The following is a 22,553-nucleotide window of genomic DNA, read 5'->3' as shown; positions in this document are numbered from 1 at the left end:
GATCCGACAGTCATACAGGTCAGTGCGAGAGGGTGTCGTAGTAGTAGCAGCTCCATGGCTGCACCTCCAATCCCTTGATGTCCGGTTGTTTCGCGACGATCACCTTGTTGGCGTTGAGCACCACGTATGGCACTTCGTCTGACAGGTAGTCGTCGATCTGTTGCACGATCTGCTGTTTGGCCGCGGTATCGGCGCTTTCCTTGTACGAGGCGATAAGACCGGCGAGAGTATTGGTGTCCATCTGGGCATACAGCATCTTGGTGCTTACCACATAGGACGGTGCATCAATCAGGTCCGGGGAATTCGCATTAGTGGCGAAGGTGCTCATGTCGAACGTGCCGGCCGACAGGGATGACGACCATGTGCCGCCGTCCACGGATTTCAGTTCGACATTGATGCCTACCTTCTTCAGATCTGATTGGATGATTTGCACCACGGCGGCCGAGATGCCGGACGTCGGGTAGGTCAGTGTGATCGATTCCGGAATATCCACGCCCTTGAGCAACTGCTTGGCCTTGTCGATGTCCTGACGGTAGTACCCGCCTGTGGTCTTGGGCGAGCCTTCCAGATTCGGAGGCAACGAACTGTTCGGCAGTTCTCCGAATCCATAGAAACCGTATCGTTGCAGGGATTCGTAGTCGATCGCGTAGGCAATGGCCTGACGCACGCTTTTGTTCGCCAGGAACGCGTTCTGTGTATTGAGAACCAAGGTGGGAGTCTGGTGGGCCGGAACCTTGGCGATGTAGCTTGAGTCGAGCAGTTTGGCGGTGATGGAGTCCAGCTGGTTTACAAGGTCGATCTGACCGGCTTTGAGCTGCAATGCCACGGAGTTGGAATCGGGTGTATAGGAGTTGATCACCCGATCGGCTTTCGGATATCCCTTCCTGTAGTAATGGGGGTTCTTGTTCAGCACGATATCGCCGTCGGTGCTCCACGATTCCACGGCGAATGCCCCGGCTCCCACCGGATGTTGGTAGAACTCCTTAGCCGTCTTGCCACCGTAATCCTTGGGGATCACGCCGGCCACGGCATACGAAAGGAACGCGGGGATGGAGCTGTCCGGCTGGGAAAGATTGAAGACGATGGTGTGATCGTCTTCAACCGTCGCCGACGCGATGGACGAATAGTTGGCGCCATAGTTCGGGCCGGACTTCCACACCGACAGGCTGAACGCCACATCGTCGGCGGTCACGGGCTTGCCATTGCTGAATGCGGCATCGGGATTGAGCTTGATCGTCAGCTGGGTGTCATTGTCGTTGTATTGCCATGATTGAGCGATTCCCGGCTGGAGTTCCTTGCCTTCGTTGCCCACGCGGATCAGCGGTTCCATCACCGCGGTGGAGATGGCGTAATCCTCATTCAGCAGTTCCTGATCGAGCGTGAAACCGTCAAACACCTCGGTACGACCGATATGGATCTGATTGGCGGAGTCCGCGGACCCCGAGCCGTCCCCGCACGCGGCAGTGCCGAACACCAGTGCCGCAGTCAGAGCGAGCGCTCCGATCTTCTGCATTGCCCCCATGATCATATCCTTCCTAATTCGTCCACACATATTGTTTTGGAAGATATTCACAAAGAGTAAGGGCATAAAATTTCGAAATCTTAAGTAAAGTTACGCTTTTTAGTTCGATTTACATTGTCGATATCTATAATTCACAGAGATAACATCATCATCTTCGGGAAACCACAACGAAAACGCATTGTAACGGCTTTTCCTATAGTCTTGCAGTATGAAGAAAAAGCAATCCACAGTCCCTTCGGGCAACGGAAACGAATCACAGCCCACTCGCGAAGGCACACTTGACGACGTCAACAAGAAGATCGTGGCCCTGCTGCAGGAAGATGGACGCCGATCATATGTGTCGATCGGTAAGGAGATCGGACTGTCGGAGGCGGCGGTGCGATTGCGCGTACAGAAGATGCTCGACGACGACGTGATGCAGATCGTCGCCGTGACCAATCCGATGGAGATGGGCTTCCGACGTCAGGCCATGGTGGGCATCACCGTGAACGGCGATATTGAATATGTGGCGCAGAAGCTCAAGGACATCCGACAGATCGACTACATCATCATCACCGCCGGACGGTTCGACATCCTGGCCGAGGTGTTCGCCGAGGACGACGAAAGCATGCTCGAGCTGGTCAACCGTCAGATCCGCAAGATCGACGGCATTGACCGTACCGAGCTGTTCACCTACATGCGCTTGGAATCCCAGCGCTACGACTGGGGCGTGCGGTAGGCGGTAGACACGGAGTCGATACCAATACAGGTACACATATGTAAGACGCCGAGATTTCAGCCTCGGCGTCTTACATTTTTTAATCAAACTGGAACGCACAGAACCAACTCGAACTAGAACCGGCCCACCGCGTTGGTGCAGACGAGCTTGAGGTTCACGAACTCGCCCATGCCGAGCGAGCCGAGTTCACGGCCGAATCCGGAGTTCTTCACACCGCCGAACGGCAGTTCGCACGAGTCGGCACCGACCTCGTTGATGTAGGTCATGCCGGTCTCCAGCTCATCGGCGATGCGCTCGCCCTGTTCCTCGTCGGTGGTGAACACGTAGGAGCCGAGGCCGAACGACGTGTCATTGGCGAGCGCCACGGCCTCCTCCTCGCTGGACACCCGGTAGAACTGGGCGACCGGTCCGAAGAATTCCTCGTAGCGCACGGGGGAATCTTCGGGGATGTTCGTGAGAATGGTGGGTTTGAAGAACGCTCCGTCGTTCTTGCCGTCGCCGTATTCGAGGGTGGCGCCGGCTTCCACGGCGCGGGAGACCTGTCCGGCGAGGCGTTCGGCGGCGGCCTTGGAGCACAGCGGGGCGAGTTCCACGGTCGCCGACGCCTTCTTGAACTTGTCGAGGAATTCGTCGTACAGGGAGTCGATCACGATGAATCGCTTGGATCCGTTGCATACCTGGCCGCAGTTCTCGTAGCGTCCGGCCACGGCGGCTTCGACCACGGCGTCCATGTTGTTCGTGCTGAACAGGATGAACGGATCGCTGCCGCCGAGCTCGCACACCACTTTCTTGAGTGCCTTGCCGGCTTCGGATGCGACCGCGGTGCCGGCACGTTCGGATCCGGTGAGGGAGACGCCACGCACGCGCGGGTCGGCGATGATGTCGGCGGCCTGTTCGTTGGTGGCGTACACCTTGGAGTACGCACCTTCCGGGAAGCCGGCGTCGAGGAAGATCCGCTCCATGGCTTCGGCGGACTTGGGGCATAGCGGCGCATGCTTGAGGATGATCGTGTTGCCGAGCATGAGGTTGGGGCCGGCGAAGCGCGCCACCTGATAGTACGGGTAGTTCCACGGCATGATGCCGAGCAGCGGTCCGACGGACTTGTGGCGGATCACCGCCGAGCCTTCCGCCTCGCGCTTGATCGGCGTATCAGCCATGAACGTTGGACCGTTGTCCGCGTAGTACCGGTAGATGGCGGAGGAGAATTCCACTTCCACGCGGCATTCGTCGAGTTTCTTGCCCATTTCATGATTGATGATCTCGGCGAGTTCATCTTCGCGTTCAAGATACAGGTCGGCTACTTTGCGCAGCAGTTCCGCGCGCTCTTCGGCGATGGACGTCTTGCCCCAGGTGGCGTAGGCCTTCTGCGCCTTGTCCACGGTTGCGGCGATCTGTTCGTCGGTGAACGTTTCGTAGGTCTCCTCGACTTCGCCGGTGGCCGGGTTCGTTACCGCATACATGCTCATGTCGACTCCTTTCACGCCATGACGCACGTCATGATGACCACGCCATAACGAGTGATTCGCGATTCGTTGCTGGAATCCAGTTGTATGCTCGCTTGGTTTCGATTTCGTTATCGTTATACGAGATTTATTTTCTTATTCGAAACAATATGGCGATTGACATTCGTAAACCGAATATCAATCGCCGTGTTGAGAGCAAACCAATCGTTGATCGAAATCGAACCGCCGACCGGCCCAAACCGCCCTTACCCCTTTTCGGGGAAACGGGTGAATTTGCAGGCGAACCAGAGTTCGGCGGTTGTCTGCGGGTCGGTGAGGTCCACGGATAGCGTCTTGGCGATCTGAGTCATGTATTTGGTCACCGTATGGCGGTGGATACCCAGCGTTCGGGACACCTCCTCGGTTTTGCCGCGGCACTGCAGCCAGGTGCGCAGTACGTCCACGGCATGCAGACTCATGCCGTCCGGCTCATCCCAGTCGTCGGGCTGCGCGGACGCTGGGGAACCGTCACGTCCACCGTGCGGCCCCACGGACAGATTGAACACCAGCGACGATATCGGGGCAAGCTTCAGATCGGCGAAGGCGCGCATTCTCGACGGCTCCACCATGCCCTCCAATGATCCCGCGCCTTCACGCTGCCCGTATCGCAATGACTGCAGACCCGACGTCATGGCCTCGGACGCCGCCTGATACGCCTCATGCCGAGCTCTTGGCAGATCCCTCCAGATGCATCCCGACGACAATCCGACGATCACACGGGAGTCACGGAGCAGACTCTCCACCCACTCCCCCGCGTTCGACTGCGAGACCACCACCCATAGGTCGTTCTCGATCATGCCGAACACCGCGGGATTCATGTTCTTGGCCAAGGATTTGCGGAACGGTTCGAATAGGCGCTGCGCAGCCTCCAACGCCTCCTGCTCTCCGGTGACGCGCAGCACGGTCAAGGGTTCGGCCGGCATGCCATCCCACAGATCGGAGGCGTACGGACGCACGAGTTCGGCACCACCCTCCAGACACTGCCGCATCATGGCCGCACGCAATCGGCCCAGTGCGCGATTCGCGTCGGCCGAACCGCTGATGGCCAGCGACAGCAACGCCGCCGCCTGCGCAACCAACGGATGGTCAAGCGTACCTTTTTCGCCACGATGTCCGGCGACCAGATACCCCAGGGTCTGACCGGTCGGCGACGCGATGTGAAACGCGGCGATGTCATAGCCGCGCATGGCCACGAACTTCGCCTCGCCAAGCACACTGAACGTCAACGCATCACCAAGAGCGCTCATTTCGACAGGCAGGAACCGATGCGACGATTCGATCACCGTTCCGGCCGGATTCAGCAACGCCGACCAGCCACCGATCAGTTCGGCGGTCTTCGACACGATCGTGCTCACCGGATCGAGCGTATGCACCGAACGCAGCAACTGCTGCTGATTGCGGTACAGCCTGGCGAACCCCTGCTGCTTGTCGTCGGCGATACCGCGGGAGATGGTTTTCGTGATCGCGATGAACGACACCTCCAACGGCACGGAGAACAGCGGGATCTCACTCGCCTCGCACTGCCGGACCAGCCATTCGGGAATGGCCGCATGATGCACGCCCACACCGAATCCAATGCCACGGATGCCGCATTTCGCCAGCCGGTCCGCATACAAACGAAAATCCTCCCCCGGATCATCCTCGGGCATAAGCAATCCGGTGAGCAGCAACAGCTCGCCGCCTTCCAGATATGGCGTAGGATCGGCGGATTCCGAGGAATGTACCCACGAGATCGGCGTATCCAAACATCCCGCAGCGCCCTCCACCACAAGGGAAAGATGTAGGGATCGTTGTTCCAGCAAGGCATTCACGGTGATCGACATGTCTTCACCATACGCCGAAAACCGTTATCAAAGACAATTCGTCCACGATTTTCGACTATTTACTCCGTATTGTCCATAACATTCTGTTGCAACCGGTCATATCTTTGGGAACCAACGACGAACACAGACGTCGGAACACCCCCGTCGGGACTGACGAATCCCAGCAGCGAGAACGATTTTCCCCGTTCCACGCAATCGATTCAACCCCCGACCCCAACCTAAGGAGAAGGCAATGACCGAGCTCAGCGCACTGACCATCGCCATGGCTCAGTACAGCCAGCTGCCGACCGGCAAGCCCTTCGGCAGGTTCGCGAATTCCGTCCGGCACATCGTAGACGTTCATTCCACCGCAGGCGCTCGCCCCGAACTCGTGATCTTTCCTGAAATGCACCTGTTCGGCACCGGTGACCTGCCACAGGATCAGGCGCGGCGCAGCGAAATCGCCGCCGCCACCGATTTTCACGACGAACTGACCGAGAACCTCAAGGCGCTCGCCCGGGAACTCGACATCTGGCTCATCCCCGGAACCGTTCCCGAACAGGATGGGCACGGCGGAATCTTCAACACCGCCCCCGTGTTCTCCCCGGCTGGCGAACTGACGGCCACCTACCGCAAGATCTGCCCGTGGCGCCCGTTCGAACAGTACACGCCCGGCGATTCGTTCACCGTATTCGACATCCCCGGCAAGGGACGGATCGGACTGACGATCTGCTACGACGCCTGGTTCCCCGAGATCTCCCGTCAGGTGGCATGGCTCGGCGCCGACATGATCGTCAATCTGGTACGCACCACCACGCCGGACCGCCGTCAGGAACTGGTGCTGGCCCGCGCCAACGCCATCGTCAACCAGACGTTCCTGGCCAGCATCAACGCGGCGGCCCCGCAGGGCGTCGGCGAATCCGTGCTGGTGGACCCGGAAGGCAACGTCATCCGACAGATCACCGGCAGTCAGGAGGGACTGATCACCGCCACCGTGCAACTCGATCAGGTCCGGCGCATTCACCAGACCGGCACCAGCGGCACCAACAAGGTGTGGGAGCAGTTCCACCCCGGCGACACCCCGGTTCCCTTACCGCTCTATGAAGGCCGAATCGACCCGGAACGTTGGAGCGCACCGGTCGACTAAGTCGGCCAAAACACCTAAACCCGGTCATTACTCCACAGCAAGCCCGCAATTCTCATTCTTCAATTCCATCTCTCATTCCCATATCCCGATCGCAGTATTCGCCGCAGCGAACCGCTCGCACAATATAGAGAGGACATCGCCATGACCACGCAGACCATTGCCGGCACGGCCATAGAGGCCACACCGGTGACAGCCACCGTATCCACACCCCAACTCCAGCGCACCATGGGACTGCGTTCCATCGTGCTGCTCGGACTGGCCTACATGTGCCCGATCATCGTACTCGGCACGTTCGGCGTGATCTCCGCCACCTCGCGCGGTGCCACGGCCATGAGCTACGCCGCAGCCACGATCGCCATGCTGTTCACCGCCGGAAGCTACGGCCGCATGGCTGTGCTCCACCCGGAGGCCGGCAGCGCCTACACGTATGTCGGCAAGACAATCAGCCGCAAACTCGGGTTCCTTGTCGGCTGGGCGGTGCTACTCGACTACATGTTCCTGCCCATGGTGGTGTGGCTGATCGGAGCGTCCTATCTGTCCGCACGATTCCCCGCCGTTCCCATCTGGGCATGGGTGCTTGGATTCATCGTGATCACCACCGGCATCAACATCGTTGGCCTGAGCGTGGCCGACAAGGTCAATTTTGCCCTTATGACCTTCCAGGCGCTGGTCATCATCACCTTCGTGAGCCTGTCCATCCACTCCGTGGTCGACGGCGGCAGCGCGACCGCTCTGATCAGCACCGATCCGTTCATCGGACAGGGATCCTCACTGTCCGCGGTCGTGGCCGGCGGTGCCATCGCAGCCTACTCGTTCCTCGGATTCGACGCGGTGACCACGCTGAGCGAGGAGACCCGCGACCCGAAGAAGACCATGCCTCGCGCCATCCTGCTCGTCGCCGGCGTCGGCGGTCTGATCTTCATCGCCGTCGCATACTTCACCCAGCTGGTGCACCCCGGCGGCGTGTTCATCGACGAGTCCTCCGCGGCCTATGAGATCGCCGCGCAGATCGGCGGCAACCTGTTCACCTCCGTGTTCATCGCCGGCCTGTGCTTCGGCCAGTTCACGTCCGGCATCGCCACTCAGGCCAGTGCCTCCCGACTGCTCTACGTGATGGGCCGCGACGGCGTACTGCCGAAGAGGTTCTTCGGACGACTCAGCGCCAGGTTCGACACCCCCGTGCTCTCCATCCTGCTCGTGGCCGCCATCGGTCTGATCGCCATGTTCCTTGACGTGGCCACATCCACATCGTTCGTGAACTTCGGAGCCTTCACCTCCTTCACCCTTGTGAACGTCTGCGTGATCGTCGCCTATCTCAAGGCGAACGCCAAACAGCGGAGGGAGGACTTCCCCGGAGGCGCGATCCGCAACATCCTGCTGCCGATCCTCGGCGCGCTGTTCTGCCTGTATCTGCTCGTGCACCTCGACATCCACGCACTGGTCCTCGGACTGTCGTGGCTGGCGATCGGCGTGGTGATCCTCGCCGTGCTCACCGGCGGATTCAAGCACAACCCGCCGGAATACACCCACGACTGACAGCCGACAGGCATCAGCGGGCATAGGCAAACACCACTGCAGCAAACACCACACTTGGGTCGCCGCATACCCGGCAAAACCGTACGGCGACCCACCAATCCACACCAATCCAAATTCCAACAACCAAGACAACCAATCAACACCCGGTTTTCATCATCCAGAGAAAGGAATCATCATGTCCGTCCCTCAGGTAGCACGCAAGCTCATCACCGCCATCCCCGGACCCAAGTCCCAGGCGCTTGAAGAGGAGCACCACAAGTACGTGAGCGCCGGCGTCGGCCAGGGCATGCCCGTGTTCGCCGAATCCGCCTCCGGTGCCACCATCACCGACGTGGACGGCAACCGCTTCATCGATCTGGCCTCCGGCATCGCCGTCACCGGTGTGGGCAACTGCGCCCCCGAAGTGGTCAAGGCCGTGCAGGACGAGGTCGCCAAGCTCACCCACACGAACTTCGCCACCACGCCGTACGCCAACTACATCGAAGTGTGCAAGAAGCTCGCCGAGCACACGCCTGGCGACTTCCCGAAGAAGAGCGTGCTGGTCAACTCCGGTGCCGAAGCCGTTGAGAACGCCGTCAAGATCGCCCGCAAGTACACCGGCCGTTCCGCAGTCGTGGTGATGGAGAACGCCTTCCACGGCCGCACCAACCTGACCATGGCCATGACCACCAAGTCGATGCCGTACAAGCGCGGCTTCGGTGCCTTCGCCCCCGACATCTACCGCGTGCCGTTCAGCTACCCGCTGCGTGACGAGTTCGGCACCGACGGTGCGGCCGCCGCCAAGGCCGCCGCCGCGAAGATCGAACTGCTGGTGGGACACGAGAATGTGGCCGCGGTGATCGCCGAGCCGATCCAGGGCGAGGGCGGATTCATCGTCCCGGCCCCCGGCTTCCTGTCCGGACTGGCCGACTGGGCGCACGACAACGGCGTGCTGTACATTTCCGATGAGATTCAGGCCGGCTTCTGCCGCTCCGGCAAGTGGTTCGCCTGCGAGTACGACGGCGTGGTCCCGGATCTGATCACCACGGCCAAGGCGCTGGGCGGCGGCATGCCGATCGCCGCGGTCACCGGCCGCGCCGAGATCATGGACAGCGTGCAGCCCGGCGGCATCGGCGGCACCTACGGCGGCAACCCGGTCTCCTGCGCCTCCGCGCTGGCGGCCGTCAAGCTCATGGAGGACAAGGACCTGCCCGCCCGCGCCGCGCACATCGGCGAGGTGGCCGACGCCGCTCTGAAGCCGCTGGTCGACGAGCTCGATACCGTGGCCGAGGTCCGTGGTCATGGTGCCATGATCGGCATCGAATTCGTCAAGCCCGGCTCGATGGAACCGAACAAGGAGCTCGTGGGTCGCATCACCAAGCGCACCATCCAGGAGGGCCTGATCATGCTCACCTGCGGCATCTATGGCAATGTGATCCGTCTGCTGCCCACGCTCACCATCACCGATGAGGAACTCACCGAGGCGCTCGACGTGCTCAAGGAGATCATCGTCGAGGAAAGCGCCAAGTAGGTGATCCCCCAACGCTTCCATCCATCAGTTCAGCGCACTATCTATCAGTTCAGCGTACTAAGGACATCATCATGAAGTTGCTTACCGTGGGACCGAAGGACATCTTCCAATTCCCCACCGTCAAGGATTTCGCCGACGCGTTCGATCTCGGACCGAAGGATCTGGTCGTCAGCATCGCAATGATTCACGACAAGTTCCTCAAGCCGTACCTCAACGGCGCGAACGTGCTGCTCGTCGACAAGTACGGCAAGCAGGAGCCCACCGACGTGATGATCGACGAGATCATCGCCGACGCCGGCAAGTTCGACTACGATCGCATCGTCGCCATCGGCGGCGGCGCGGTGATGGACATGTCGAAGGTGGTGGCTGTGGCGAACGGTGCCAGCATCGACGACGTGATCGATCATCTTCCCGATTTCAAGCGCACGGTCGATCTGGTGCTCATCCCCACCACGTGCGGCACCGGCAGCGAAGTCACCGAGATCGCCGCCATCAACCGCACTCGCCTGGGGTGCAAGGCCGGCATCGCCAGCCCCGAGATGTTCGCCGATCATGCCGTGCTCATCCCCGAACTGCTGTATGGCCTGCCCGACCACGTGTTCATGACCAGCTCGCTTGACGCACTCGTGCACTCGGTGGAATCCACGCTCTCCCCGAACTCCACGCCGTACACCAAGCTGTTCGGCTACGAGGCCATGAAGACCATCCTCAACGGGTACAAGGCCATCGTGGCGGCCGGCGCTCCGGGCAGTGATGAGCGTCGCGCCAAGCGCAACGAACTCATGAACGACTTCCTGATCGCATCCGACTACGCGGGCATCAGCTTCGACACCGGCGGGTGCGCGGCCGTGCACGCGCTGAGCTACCAGCTGGGTGGCAAGTACCACGTGCCGCACGGCGAATCCAACTACGCGATGTTCACTGGCGTGCTGCGCAACTACATGGAGATCAAGTCCGACGGCGAGATCGCCAAGCTCAACGCCGTCCTCGCCGACGTGCTCGGTTGCGACGTGGCCGATGTGTACGACGAGATGGAGAATCTGATCAACCAGCTACTGCCCAAGAAGGCGCTGCACGAGTATGGTGTGACCCGCGAGGATCTGCCCGAGTTCACCGAACGTGTGATGACCACGCAGGAGCGTCTGATGCGCAACAACTTCGTACCGCTTGACGCCGACCGCGTGCGCAAGATCTTCGAGGAGCTGTACTGATCGGAACATTGCCGACCAGTCGTTGACCGGATCGCCGAGCAGCGCGATATCAGCGATACGAATGATGGGTCTCAAGCCATCGGGTTTGAGACCCATCATTCGTTGATACGTCATGGATTGCGTCACGCCGACGACACGTTCTATTCCAATACACCCACCTTGCTATTATGGAAAAGTTGCCTCGGCAACGTGGGGCTGTAGCTCAGTCGGTTAGAGCAGCGAACTCATAATTCGTCGGTCCAGGGTTCAAGCCCCTGCGGCCCCACCACCTTCACTTCACATTCCACGCGATTCCGCAATACGCCGCGCGATTCCTCAATACGCAATGCATTCCATCCGCATACCCCATCCATCTGGGTTACTCTGGAATCATGAATCCGTCAGAGCCGACGACGAAGTCGAATATTCCGCCGCGATCCCCACAGCCTCCGCAGCCCCCACATCCACGCCATCCCCGCCGCCGCATCACGCTCGACCAGTGGCGACGCTGGACCGAATGGCCCATGACCGGTGCCGCCGTGGTCTTTCTGATCGCCTACTCGTATCAGGTGCTCGCACGACCTGCCAGCACGCTGCTCACCGAAGGCATCATGAACGTGATCTGGGTGCTGTTCGTGGTGGACTACGTCGTGTCGCTCATCCTGTCCGACAATCGTCAGTTCTGGTTCTTCCGGCATCTGTTCGACCTCGCCACCGTGGTGCTGCCGATGCTGCGACCGTTGCGACTGCTTCGTCTGTTCATGGTGCTCAAGGTGCTCAACCGCACGTCCGGCATGGCGTTGCGCGGCCGGATCGCCATCTACGTGGTGGGCGCGGTCGCCATGATGATCTATGTGGGCGCGCTTACCGTGTACGACGTGGAGCACTACTCCCCCGACCGGCAGATCGACGACTTCGGCGACGCCGTATGGTGGGCGTTCGTGACGGTGACTACGGTCGGCTACGGCGACTATGCGCCCGTGACCTGGCAGGGGCGTCTGGTCGCGGCGGCACTCATGCTCGGCGGCATCACACTGATCGGTGTGGTATCGGCCATGGTGGCGTCGTGGATCATGGAACGCGTACAGGTCGGCAATCAGAAGATGTTCACTCAGAATCTGGAAGCCCATATCGAAGCGAATCTGGAAGCGCAACTGAGTCGTGAACTCAACGAGGACGCCAGGGCCGACGCCGCCCGCGACGCCCAGTTGGAGGCCAAGATCGACGCGCTATCCGCCCAGATCGCGTTGCTCACCGCCGAACGAAACGCACATAAGCCCTCGTAGGTACGGTCAACGGCAGCCGGTGACATCCTCGCCAAACGAGATCATCTCCCGCATCGCCTGCGCCCACGCCCTACTCGTGGGAATATGCCCACTACGATCAAGCCTCACATACCGCACGTTGGAACGGCGAGCAGCGAGCGCGGACAGTTCGTCGGGCAGCACGTATCGTTCGGCATCCCCCTGCAGATAGAGGATGGGCATGTCGAGATGTTCGGCGAGCGCCCACAGGTCGATGTTCTCCATGGAGTCCCAGAGCGTGTGGAATCGGCGGGAGAGGCGACCGTATGGCAGTGTTCCCATGGCCGCGCCGATCAGGTCAATCGGATGGTAGTCGCCGGATGTGATCAGTCGCAGCAACCAGCGATGAAACATGGCGTCGTTATAGAACATGGCGCCTTTGCCCCGATAATGGCAGCAGTCCGTATACGCGCCGGCCAGTCGTTCCACATAGGCGGCGTAGGGATCGTATCGGCCGCTGTTCCTCAGTCGCAGTATTCGTTGTCGTTCACGATCGGTCAGATACGGTTCGCATGCTGTGCGGAAATGTTCGGTGGCTTCGCGCATGCTCATGATCGGTCCGAGGTTGATCACGCCGGCGATGTCCGTTTCCCGGGCGGCGGCCACCTGCATGGTCAGATAGGTGCCGAACGAATAGCCGTTGAGCAGGATCGGACTGTTCGGGAATCGACGGCGCATCTCATCGGTCAAGTCGATGGCCATGCGCGCGAACGTCTCCACACTGATGTCGGCGGGGATGTCGTGCAACCGTCGGGCGTTCTTGCCGCAACCGTACTGATCCCACCATACGAGTGTGAACCGGCTGGACAGTTCCGGATAGAAGCCGCGGTAGGCGAGTCCGTAGATGAATGGCGCCCACGGTCCGCCGTGAAACATGATCATGACTGGCGCGTCGCCTCCGGGGCCTTCCACGGAGATCTTCTGCGGCACTCCCCCGAGCATCACTGTGTGCCGTGCGCTGATCGCCGGCTGCCATCGTCCGAGACCGGCATGTTTCATTCCCGTCGCCATCTGCGGCAATACCCGTTGCGGTTCCGATAGCCTCTGTACCGACGTCCGTGTCGATGCCTCGGATGTTTTCCTGCCTGTCATATCTGTATTGTGCGTCGGCCGCACTCGGCAGGGCGTTGATCTTGCCGCAAGCTGGAACGGTCAACGGTCCGGTTGTGACAACCGTCACCAACCGGACCGTCAGCACATATCGTCACCATCCATCAAGGAGCTCCTATGCGTCGACCGATCATGACTTCCGCGGCCTTCCTGTCGCAACCGTCCGCTCTCGCCACCAGAAACGATGGCAAGGTGGCTCAGGATCTGCTGGATACGCTTGCCGCGCACGCCAACGAATGCGTAGGCATGGCGGCCAACATGATCGGCATCGCCAAGCAGGTGATCGTGTTCGACGACAACGGTACCGCCCGGGCCATGTTCAATCCTCGGATCACCGCCCAGTCGGAACCGTACAGGACCCGCGAGGGCTGCCTGTCGCTGATCGGCGAGCGCGAGACCACACGGTATCGTCGCATCACGGTCTCGTTCGACGATATGACGTTCGCGCATCGGTCCGAGGATTTCGCCGGCTGGACGGCACAGATCATCCAGCATGAGATCGATCACTGCAACGGCATCGTGATCTGATCGCACGAAAGCGGTCACGGCCCGTCATCGCTTTCGTGTCGGTAGAGCGTCTACTCGGCTGAGCCTTCCGCCGATTTCTCGGACGGCTCAGCTTCCATCACCTTGTCGAACGGCGGCTTGAATCGACGGTCGCGCCAGTAGTATTCGTCGTCGTGTTCGTTGATGTCACGAACCACCGTGCATGGCGTACCGAACGCGACCACGTTGGCGGGAATGTCCTTGGTGACGAGACTGTTCGCGCCGATCACGGTGTTGTCGCCGATGGTCACGCCCGGCATGACCGTCACATTCGCGCCGATCCACACGTTCCTGCCGATGTGGATGGGGAACGAATACTGTGCGCCCTTGAGTCGCAGATCGGGGCGGACCGGATGCCCCGTGGCCACAAGCGTCACGTTCGGTCCGAGCATCGTATAATCGCCGATGAAGATCTCACCGTCGTCCACGAGGGTGAGGTTGAAGTTGGCGTAGCAGTGCGCGCCCCAGTAGGTGTTGCACCCCCAGTTGGCGTATACCGGGCATTCGAGATAGAGATCCTCACCGGTTTCACCGAAGAATTCGGCCATGAGTTCGGCTTTGCGTTTCTGATTGCTCATCGGCGTGGCGTTGAGTTCCATCTGCAGATCGCGCTGCGCCGCCTGTACCGGGAAGAATCGAGGATCGGTGGGCAGGTAGACGTCACCGCCGAGCATCTCGGCAAAATGTTCGCGCATTTCCGCTTTTTCTTCAGCGTTCATCAACATCCTCGTTTCATCATGTCGTTTCACAGTGGTGTTTCACGACGTCGTCTCATTGCCATCATGATCACGCCAACCATGGTACGACAGAGCGAGCCGATTACCGATTTCAACGATACCGGCGGCGTTTGCCCACGTCGATGAACAGGTACCACAGGGCGTAGGAGATCGCGGGACACACCAGTAGCGAAGTGAGCACGTCGGTGGGGAAATGCAGGCCGAGCACCAGTCGGGAGAATCCGACGACGACCACCAGCAGAATGCCGATCGCCACGACCGCGTGTCGGATGCGTCGCTTCATGCCGCGCGTCATCAGCACGCCCATGGTGGCCACCATGACCGCGCCGGCGGTGTGCCCACTGGGGAAACTCGGATCACCAGGCAATAGTGACGAGCCGGCGGACGTGGAAGGACGCGGACGTTCCACCACCTGCTTCACCCCGGTCACATACGCGGTGGGGCTGACGGACACCACCAGATTCCGCACCACATTGCGCACCGACCGGCTGCTGCGGTACGCCACGTACGCGAGCGCCGCCATAATGATCACGCATCCGATGCCGGAGAACGCCCATGCCAGTATCGTGGAGATCACGTCGAATCCGACGGGCAAATCACGCAACGACTGCAGAAACTCCGTCTCCTCCAGCATCGTTTCCGCCGAATCACGCAGTCCGGTGCCGATGGCCGGCATGATCGCGCATAGTATGGCTACCGCGGGCACCAGAATCGTGCTGCGCGAGTTTCGCCACAGCGTTCTCCAGACCATTCGAAATGTTCGTTTTCCCAATGTTTTCATTCGCACGGGGAGCCATTATTCCCCATGCGCACTGAGATGCTACCAAGATTCATCAGACCATACAGCAACCACACACGTTGTTCGATTCACCGGTCAGTGCGCAAATATTCCGCAAGATACCTGCCGGTGATGCTGTCCTTGGATTCCGCGATATGGTCAGGCGTTCCGGTCGCCACGATCCGGCCACCGGCCGCACCGCCGCCCGGCCCCATGTCGATCACATGGTCCGCGTTGGCGATCACATCGAGATCATGCTCGATGACCACCACGGTGGCGCCATGATCCACCAGACCATCGAATACGCCAAGCAGCACCTGCACGTCCAGCGGATGCAAACCGATCGTCGGCTCGTCGAACACGAACACGGCATCCGACTGCGCACGACCCATCTCACTGGCGAGCTTGAGCCGCTGCGCCTCGCCGCCGGACAATGCCGGCGTCGGCTCGCCAAGCGTCAGGTAGCCGAGACCGAGATCGTGGAGCACGCCAAGCTTCGCATGCACCTTGCGCAGATCACCCGTGACGCGCATCGCCTCGTCCACGCTCATCGACATGAGCTGGGGCAGGGTCAGCAGCGTGCCATCCTTGGACCGGCGATGGATACGCCCGGCCTCAACCGAATATCGCGATCCACGGCAGTCGGGGCAGTCGATGTCCACGTCGGGCAGAAACTGCACGTCAAGACTGATCTGACCGGTGCCGTCACAGGTCGGGCAACGCAACCGTCCGGTGTTGTAGGAGAAATCGCCGGCCTTGTACCCGGCGGACTTGGCCTCCTCACCACGGGCGAAGGCACGGCGAAGCTCATCATGGACACCGGCGTAGGTGGCCACCGTGGACCGCACATTGGCGCCGATCGGCGTGGCATCGATCAGATTCGCCCGGTTGATGCCCTCCGCATCGATCGCGCGCACATGACCGGGCAACGGCATACCGTCGGCCATCGCCTTCAACGCCGGAATCAGCGTTTCCAGCACCATGGTCGTCTTGCCAGAGCCGGACACGCCCGTCACCACGGTCAGCCGGCCCTGTGGAATATCCACCGACAACGGTCTGACCGTATGCAATGGACCGGTATCCATATGAATGCGCCCATGGTCGAACATCCGACCGTCTGCCACACATTCCCGGATCCGTCTCGCAGCCCCTTCGCGCAGGAACGGCGCAATGCGACTGGCTGGATTCGCTTCCACATCAGCCACCGTTCCCTGTGCGATCACATGACCGCCGTCGGCACCGGCGACCGGTCCCATTTCGATGAGGTGATCGGCGGCTTTGAGTACGCGGACATCGTGATCGACCACGACCACGGAATTGCCGTCGGCCACCAGATCGTCCATCACGCCGAGCAGGCCGTCCACGTTCGACGGGTGCAGTCCGATGGACGGCTCGTCAAGCACATACAGCACGCCCGTGGTGCGATTGCGTACGGCACGGGCAAGCTGCACACGCTGGCGTTCGCCCGTGGATAGCGTGGAGCCGGCACGGTCAAGCGACAGGTAGCCCAATCCCAGTTCCAGCAGCCGTTTCGCCACGTCGAGGAAGGATTCGCAGATGTTCGTCGCCATCGGTCGCATGTCCTCGTCCAACGATTCCGGCACGCCCTTCACCCAGTCGACCGCCTCATCCAACGTCATGGCGGTTGCCTGTGCCAGATTCAGATCGCGCACCTGCGGATCGCGGGCCCGTTCGGAAAGCCGCGTACTCTGGCAATCCGGGCACGGGCTTTCCTTGAGGAACCGTGCCACCCGTTTCAGCCCCTTCTCGTCCTTGGCTTTGGCGAGCGCGTTCTCCACCGTGTACACCGCGTTGTAATACGTGAAGTCGAGTTCGGCGAAATCGTCACCCTTCTTCGGCTTGTACAGAATATGTTTTTTGATGGCGGGACCATTGAACACGATGTCGCGTTCCTTGTCGGTGAGGTCGTGGAACGGCACGTTCGTGCGCACGCCCATGGCCCCGCAGACCTGTTTCATAAGATCCCACATCAGCGATCCCCATGGCAGGACCGCCCCGTCGTCGATGCTTTTCGACTCGTCCGGCACCAATGCCGCCCGGTTCACTTCTCGGACGATGCCGGTGCCGGAGCAGGTGGGGCACGCTCCGCCGGAGTTGAAGGCGAGACTTTCCGCACCCGGACCGAAGAACGTCCTGCCGCATCCTGTGCAGACGATCGGCTGCTCGGCGGCCACGTTCAGTGTCGGCTCGTTTCGTGTGCCGCAGTGGGGACAGGAGTGTGAGCCGACACGGGAGAACAGCAGTCGCAGACTGTTGAGCAGTTCGGTCATGGTGCCGAATGTGGAGCGGATGCCCGGTACGCTGGGACGCTGATGCAACGCCAGCGCGGCGGGCACATGCAACACGTCGTCCACCTGAGCGCGCCCGGCCTGGGTGAGGCGACGTCGGGTATATGTGGACAGTGCCTCCAAATACCGTCGTGAGCCTTCCGCATACAGCACGCCCAACGCCAGTGAGGACTTGCCCGATCCGGATACGCCGGCGATGCCGACGAGTTCACCCAGGGGAACGTCAATGTCGACGTTCTTGAGATTGTGTACGCGGGCTCCTCGTATTTCGATTGCCGATGGACGATGCCCGTCTCGTGTCATGCCGAATCCCCTCCCTGCCGCTTGTAGCGTGCACGACGGCGACTGTGATCAACAGACCACGTTGGATACCGCAGATCGCGTTGGATGCCGCAATATCGCACGCCATGAATCAGTATAGGAAGGGCGAGGTCATGCCTACAGGTTCAGGCCGCCCACCCACTTGGCGAGCGCGGTTTCGCTCTCGTTCGCGGCAATGCGACGTCCATCCACCCAGTTGGCGTTCGGCGCGGAGTCGTGCAACTGCACACCGTCCGCTCCACGCGTGCTGGATCCGGAGGTGGCGAAGGTCACGATGGTCTTGCCGGACCAATCCTGGCTTTCCAGGAACGTGCGCACCACGCGGGGCGCGGTCTCCCACCACAGCGGGTATCCGATGAATACCACGTCGTAGTCGCTCACGTCGATCGGATCGGCCAGTTCGGGACGCAGGGACCGATCATGATGTTCCACGCTTGACCGGCTTGACGAGTCACGCCAGTCAAGATCCGCGGCGGTATACGACTGGGCGGGCACGATTTCCGTGATATCAGCACCGATCGCCGACGCCAGTCGTTTGGCCACCTTGCGTGTGGTGCCCGTGGCGGAGAAATAAGTGACAAGAATGCGCTTGCTCATGGCAGGTCTCCTTCCAATGTTGCCGTTTGCGATCATCAACAATCGTCGTACCGTCCATCGTGCCGACTTCGAGTGCTCGAAGTCAACATCGCAGTCGTCGTGGCTTCGCCGTCAGCGCAATACCCGATCATTGCATCCAGTGGACATTCAGAAAACCTCCGGTATTTACATTCCGAATATCGAGTACCCCTTTCGTTCCCCCGAAGACACCCTTATGACAGCCACAGTTCAATGAAGACATCACGCCAAGTCCACACGTTTGATCATTCATCAAGGAGCAACATCATGGTCGAAATCACACCCAACGATTCCAAGAATCCTCAGCAAACAGTGCAGTCCGACTCCCAAACGCAAGCCTTGCCCCATGGCGCGCAACCGCAGGTGGAATCCGAGCAGCAGGTCCCTGCCCAAGCTCCGGTTCAGGATTCCGCACAGTCGGTGCAATCTCAGCCGCAGTCCTACGTCCAGCCACACTCCTATGCGGCCACATCCCCGGTGATGTCTACGGCATCACAGCAGCCCACAAACCAGCAGATGCAACCGCAGCAGCCCTGTGCCACACAGTCCGGCACGCAACAGCCCGTCAATCCCGCACAGAACCCGTTCGCTCCGAACAATCCCCAGACGGCCCAGTCATCACAGCCATTCCAGTCGTCCGACGGACTTCTCCACCCACAAAACGTCTCCCAGCAGACCACTACGAGTCCGCTTCCCAGCAAATCCGCAATCCGCACCCTCGGCAAGAAGACGTGGGGCATCATCGTCGGCGTCTCCCTACTGTGTGGTCTGATCGGCGGTGCCGTGAGCGCCGGTATCGTAACCGCACTGACCAACGACAACGATCGTTCTGGCTATAGCCGCATGCAGGCTCCCGGCTACGGCGGCAACTTCCCGCGGAACGGCTTCAGTCAGGGCGACGGCAACAGCACGGATTCCTACGGCACCGGTTCGGATTCCGGCAATTCCAATTCCAGCAGCTACATCAACCTATCCGGATCCGATCTCATCTAATCTGATTCAGATCAGATGACGGTCAATCAACCAGCATTGCCATTGCCACAGGCATTACCAGTCCGGTCAGCAGTGTCATCACTCGTTTCGATATGATCGGTATCATCGATGGCGTCAATCATCGTTTCACGATTTTTCAAAAGGTGATTCCCCATCATGACATCGCATTTTGCCGAAGCGGGACGCACACTGATTCCTCGGAACAATGACCGGTACGGTCTGCTGTCCCCCGCGCTGGTGATCCTCACGTTCGTCGCCGGACTGGTGGACGCGCTGAGTTATCTGGCGATGGGACGCGTATTCGTGGCCAACGTGACCGGCAACATCGTCTTTCTGGGATTCTCCATCGCCCACGCCCAGGGCTTCGTCTGGTGGACATCCACGCTGGCGCTGCTGGCGTTCATCGTGGGCGCGCTCATCGGAGGCCGTATCATCCGCAGATTCGGCGACAATCACGCCAAACATCTGCTGGTGGCGACCGGCGTGCAGACGATATTCGTGATCGCCGCGCTGATCGGCATCTATCTGCTGAACCATTTCTCATCCGAACCGACGATGGGCGGTACCACAGCCGCCGCTGCCGCGCGGGCGACGCCGAGTCTGAATTTTCCCACGGCCAGTCATATCGATCTTCACATCATCATGCTCATTGTGCTGTTGGCACCGGCCATGGGCATTCAGAACTCCACCGCGCGCAAGCTGTCGGTACCCGATCTGCCCACCACGGTGATGACGATGACCCTGACCGGCATTGTGGCCGACACCTCGGCCCGCGGTCATGAGCATTCCAAACTCGGTCGTCGTGCGGTGGCGATGACGGCATTGGCCCTCGGCGCGTTGACGGGCGCACTGTTGCAGACGCACGGTCATGAGGATGTGATCCTCATCGTGATGATCGTCTGCCTGCTGCTGGTCATCGCAATGATGCTGCCACACATCCGCTCCAACGCCTCATGGACAATCGCCGAAAAGAGTCCAGTTGCCAAGTAACATAACGGCCACGTCACATATGTTGCCATAATGTGACGTGGCCGTTGTTTTCCATTGCATGTGATTGCGTTTAGCAACGAATCATCGGCGAATGATCAGAACCGGATCAGCGCCTTGATGACCTTTCGCTGGTCCATCGCCTCGTAGGCGTCCTGAATATGATCGATGTCATACTCGCCGGTGAACACCCGACCGGGGTTGATGTCACCGTTGAGCACGGCGTCGAGCAGGCCGTTGAGATCATAATGACGCACCGGCGCCGGACCGCCCTTGATGCCGATGTTGCCGTAGAACGTGCCTTCGGCGCTGATCTCCACATCGTGTGGCAGACCAACGCGGCCGATCACCGCACCGCGACGGGCCAGACCGATGGCGGTATCGAACGACTGCTTGGAGCCGACACACTCGAGCACCGCGTCCGCGCCATAGCCGTCGGTCATGTCCAGCACCTTGTCGATGGCGGCCTGATCACGTTCAGGCACGATATCGGTGGCACCGAACTCGCGAGCCAACGCGGCACGATCCTCATGACGGCTCATCGCGATGATCCTGGACGCGCCCAGCATCTTGGCGGCGATCACACCGCACAGGCCAACGGCACCGTCACCCATCACCACCGCGGTATCGCCCGGCTTGACCTCAGCGGACACTGCAGCATGATAGCCGGTGGACATCACGTCGGAAATGGTCAGCAGCGACGCCAGCTGCGCGTCGGAATAGTCGGACGGACTTCCCGGCACCTTGACGACGGTACCGTCAGCCTCGGGCACGCGCAGATACTCAGCCTGGCATGCGGAGAAATAGCCGCCGTGGGGGCACACGGATTCGAATCCGGCCTTGCACACCGGACACTTGCCGCAGCTGAACGGGAACGGCACCACCACAAAATCGCCAACCTGCACGGACTGTACGGAGGAACCGACCTGCTCCACCACGCCGATGGATTCGTGGCCGGTCTGGCCGCCGACGGTCTGCGGAGTCAACCCGCGGAAGAACCACAGATCAGATCCGCATACGCAGGCGCGGACCACGCGAATCACGATGTCATCATCCTGCTCCAACTGCGGCTTGGGCAGTTCCTTCACGGCCATACGGCCGGGTGCCTCGAATACGGCTGCCTTCATCATGTCGGTCATGCGAACTCCTTTGTCATGGTTGTCATGGTGTATTCGGTTGTCATGCGGACCGGACCATCACGCCGCCACAAGTGTCGAATTGCCGTCGCACTGGCATAATGTCCGTTTCGACTTCCGTTGCTCTTTACGCTACGCACTTCAAGCGCTCGAAGTAAACCACGCGACACGCCCATGCCTGCGCTCTGGGTTATTGGGTTATAGGCCAACGGTTGTTGCTGACTGTAATCCTGAAAAACAAAAAAACGCTTGTCAACTTCGACAAGCGTTTTATTAACGAGTAAATGCTGCGGCGTGCTACTCTCCCACACCCTACCGAGTGCAGTACCATCGCCGTGCCAAGCCTTAGCTTCTGGGTTCGGAATGGATCCAGGCGTTTCCCTTGGGCCATGACCGCAGCAAGAAATAAGATACACTAACCTTTCTAGATTACCAAATATCGGCGTGTCGCGCTTATTCCTAGGCGCTGGCTCGATTGCTCAGTTGCTCCGTGATTATCCAGACGCACTGATCGTCGTATCCCATGATGAGTGGTTTCTTCGCGCGGCCGGATTCTCCGTTGAAGGGTAAAAGAAAAAAAAGGTTGTTCCGCCACTTCGATTCAGTGTCGGCAACAGCCTGTATTTCGTATATCTGGGTGTATCGACTGCGTATGTGCTTTCATGGCCACGCATCGTGGTAATGCCGCTTCATCAACGCCAATTGCGCAAGTGCGATTTCGTTCCCTGTAGCCATCTCGATCATCGTTAGATGAGAATCAGGGAGAATAAAAAGAGGTCCGATGGCGTTA

Annotated in this window: 19 protein-coding genes, 1 tRNA gene and 1 rRNA gene; 10 read left to right on the top strand and 11 right to left on the bottom strand. The window is 60.2% G+C overall.

Features of this window, described 5'->3' with window-relative positions; translation table 11 throughout:
- Window positions 1-19: 19 nt before the first annotated feature.
- Complete coding sequence (locus EP30_RS07160) at window positions 20-1,522, bottom strand: ABC transporter substrate-binding protein (RefSeq protein WP_158216839.1); 1,503 nt, start codon at window positions 1,520-1,522, stop codon at window positions 20-22.
- A 208-nt stretch (window positions 1,523-1,730) separates the two neighbouring features.
- Here EP30_RS07160 and EP30_RS07155 point away from each other — a divergent pair, with 208 nt between their 5' ends.
- Window positions 1,731-2,240 (top strand): Lrp/AsnC family transcriptional regulator, encoded by a 510-nt coding sequence (locus tag EP30_RS07155; protein WP_094663016.1) that lies wholly within the window; start codon window positions 1,731-1,733, stop codon window positions 2,238-2,240.
- Window positions 2,241-2,353: 113 nt separating this feature from the next.
- Here EP30_RS07155 and EP30_RS07150 read toward each other — a convergent pair whose 3' ends face one another.
- Window positions 2,354-3,706, bottom strand: a complete 1,353-nt coding sequence (locus EP30_RS07150; protein WP_140557342.1) for an NAD-dependent succinate-semialdehyde dehydrogenase — start codon at window positions 3,704-3,706, stop codon at window positions 2,354-2,356.
- A gap of 242 nt (window positions 3,707-3,948) precedes the next feature.
- Window positions 3,949-5,565, bottom strand: a complete 1,617-nt coding sequence (locus tag EP30_RS07145; RefSeq protein WP_140557340.1) for a PucR family transcriptional regulator — start codon at window positions 5,563-5,565, stop codon at window positions 3,949-3,951.
- Between the two features lie 232 nt (window positions 5,566-5,797).
- Between EP30_RS07145 and EP30_RS07140 the strand changes: the two genes are divergently transcribed.
- The 6 genes from EP30_RS07140 (at window position 5,798) to EP30_RS07115 (ending at window position 12,213) form a co-directional block, all read left to right on the top strand.
- Entirely contained in the window at window positions 5,798-6,691 is an 894-nt protein-coding gene (locus EP30_RS07140; RefSeq protein ID WP_219846802.1) for a carbon-nitrogen hydrolase family protein, read from the top strand.
- Window positions 6,692-6,832: 141 nt separating this feature from the next.
- Window positions 6,833-8,227: an APC family permease gene (locus EP30_RS07135; protein ID WP_140557338.1), complete on the top strand. Its 1,395-nt coding sequence runs from the start codon at window positions 6,833-6,835 to the stop codon at window positions 8,225-8,227.
- A gap of 175 nt (window positions 8,228-8,402) precedes the next feature.
- Window positions 8,403-9,737, top strand: coding sequence for a 4-aminobutyrate--2-oxoglutarate transaminase (gabT, locus tag EP30_RS07130; RefSeq protein WP_140557335.1), 1,335 nt, complete (start codon window positions 8,403-8,405; stop codon window positions 9,735-9,737).
- A 71-nt stretch (window positions 9,738-9,808) separates the two neighbouring features.
- The gene (locus EP30_RS07125) at window positions 9,809-10,948 is read left to right on the top strand and encodes a 4-hydroxybutyrate dehydrogenase (RefSeq protein ID WP_140557333.1); all 1,140 of its coding nucleotides are present in this window, start codon (window positions 9,809-9,811) and stop codon (window positions 10,946-10,948) included.
- Between the two features lie 191 nt (window positions 10,949-11,139).
- Window positions 11,140-11,216: transfer RNA gene (locus EP30_RS07120), tRNA-Ile, on the top strand.
- Window positions 11,217-11,412: 196 nt separating this feature from the next.
- Window positions 11,413-12,213 carry a potassium channel family protein gene (locus tag EP30_RS07115; RefSeq protein WP_181160838.1) on the top strand — a complete coding sequence of 267 codons (801 nt, stop codon included), beginning with the start codon at window positions 11,413-11,415 and terminating at the stop codon, window positions 12,211-12,213.
- Between the two features lie 6 nt (window positions 12,214-12,219).
- On the opposite strand, the gene EP30_RS07110 is transcribed toward EP30_RS07115, so the two are convergent.
- Window positions 12,220-13,230, bottom strand: coding sequence for an alpha/beta fold hydrolase (locus EP30_RS07110; RefSeq protein ID WP_181160835.1), 1,011 nt, complete (start codon window positions 13,228-13,230; stop codon window positions 12,220-12,222).
- 228 nt (window positions 13,231-13,458) lie between these two features.
- Between EP30_RS07110 and EP30_RS07105 the strand changes: the two genes are divergently transcribed.
- Complete coding sequence (locus EP30_RS07105; protein WP_140557329.1) at window positions 13,459-13,869, top strand: peptide deformylase; 411 nt, start codon at window positions 13,459-13,461, stop codon at window positions 13,867-13,869.
- A 50-nt stretch (window positions 13,870-13,919) separates the two neighbouring features.
- Here EP30_RS07105 and EP30_RS07100 read toward each other — a convergent pair whose 3' ends face one another.
- The 4 genes from EP30_RS07100 to EP30_RS07085 all read right to left on the bottom strand — a co-directional run bounded on the left by EP30_RS07100 (window position 13,920) and on the right by EP30_RS07085 (window position 18,629).
- The gene (locus EP30_RS07100) at window positions 13,920-14,606 is read right to left on the bottom strand and encodes a sugar O-acetyltransferase (protein WP_258185416.1); all 687 of its coding nucleotides are present in this window, start codon (window positions 14,604-14,606) and stop codon (window positions 13,920-13,922) included.
- 109 nt (window positions 14,607-14,715) lie between these two features.
- On the bottom strand, window positions 14,716-15,375 hold the full coding sequence (locus EP30_RS07095) for a phosphatase PAP2 family protein (RefSeq protein WP_140557325.1): 660 nt from the start codon (window positions 15,373-15,375) through the stop codon (window positions 14,716-14,718).
- 116 nt (window positions 15,376-15,491) lie between these two features.
- Window positions 15,492-18,014 (bottom strand): excinuclease ABC subunit UvrA, encoded by a 2,523-nt coding sequence (locus tag EP30_RS07090; RefSeq protein WP_140557323.1) that lies wholly within the window; start codon window positions 18,012-18,014, stop codon window positions 15,492-15,494.
- 135 nt (window positions 18,015-18,149) lie between these two features.
- Window positions 18,150-18,629, bottom strand: coding sequence for a flavodoxin (locus EP30_RS07085; RefSeq protein WP_140557321.1), 480 nt, complete (start codon window positions 18,627-18,629; stop codon window positions 18,150-18,152).
- 285 nt (window positions 18,630-18,914) lie between these two features.
- On the opposite strand from EP30_RS07085, the gene EP30_RS07080 reads away from it, so the two are divergent.
- The gene (locus EP30_RS07080; RefSeq protein WP_140557319.1) at window positions 18,915-19,640 is read left to right on the top strand and encodes a hypothetical protein; all 726 of its coding nucleotides are present in this window, start codon (window positions 18,915-18,917) and stop codon (window positions 19,638-19,640) included.
- A gap of 26 nt (window positions 19,641-19,666) precedes the next feature.
- On the opposite strand, the gene EP30_RS11145 is transcribed toward EP30_RS07080, so the two are convergent.
- Window positions 19,667-19,798, bottom strand: a complete 132-nt coding sequence (locus EP30_RS11145; protein ID WP_258185415.1) for a hypothetical protein — start codon at window positions 19,796-19,798, stop codon at window positions 19,667-19,669.
- Here EP30_RS11145 and EP30_RS07075 point away from each other — a divergent pair.
- Window positions 19,797-20,630 (top strand): YoaK family protein, encoded by an 834-nt coding sequence (locus tag EP30_RS07075; protein WP_140557316.1) that lies wholly within the window; start codon window positions 19,797-19,799, stop codon window positions 20,628-20,630. The genes EP30_RS11145 and EP30_RS07075 overlap by 2 nt on opposite strands.
- 95 nt (window positions 20,631-20,725) lie before the next feature.
- Here the strand turns inward: EP30_RS07075 and EP30_RS07070 are convergent, their stop codons facing one another.
- Together EP30_RS07070 and rrf are read right to left on the bottom strand one after the other, a co-directional pair.
- Entirely contained in the window at window positions 20,726-21,766 is a 1,041-nt protein-coding gene (locus EP30_RS07070; RefSeq protein WP_140557314.1) for a zinc-dependent alcohol dehydrogenase family protein, read from the bottom strand.
- 281 nt (window positions 21,767-22,047) lie between these two features.
- A 5S ribosomal RNA gene (gene rrf / locus EP30_RS07065) occupies window positions 22,048-22,164 on the bottom strand.
- Window positions 22,165-22,553: the final 389 nt, after the last annotated feature.

The sequence above is a fragment of the Bifidobacterium sp. UTCIF-39 genome, assembly GCF_006408715.1.
GTDB lineage: Bacteria > Actinomycetota > Actinomycetes > Actinomycetales > Bifidobacteriaceae > Galliscardovia > Galliscardovia tissieri.
Note: the sequence above shows the minus strand (reverse complement) of the source record. Positions and strands in the feature narration are given on the sequence as shown.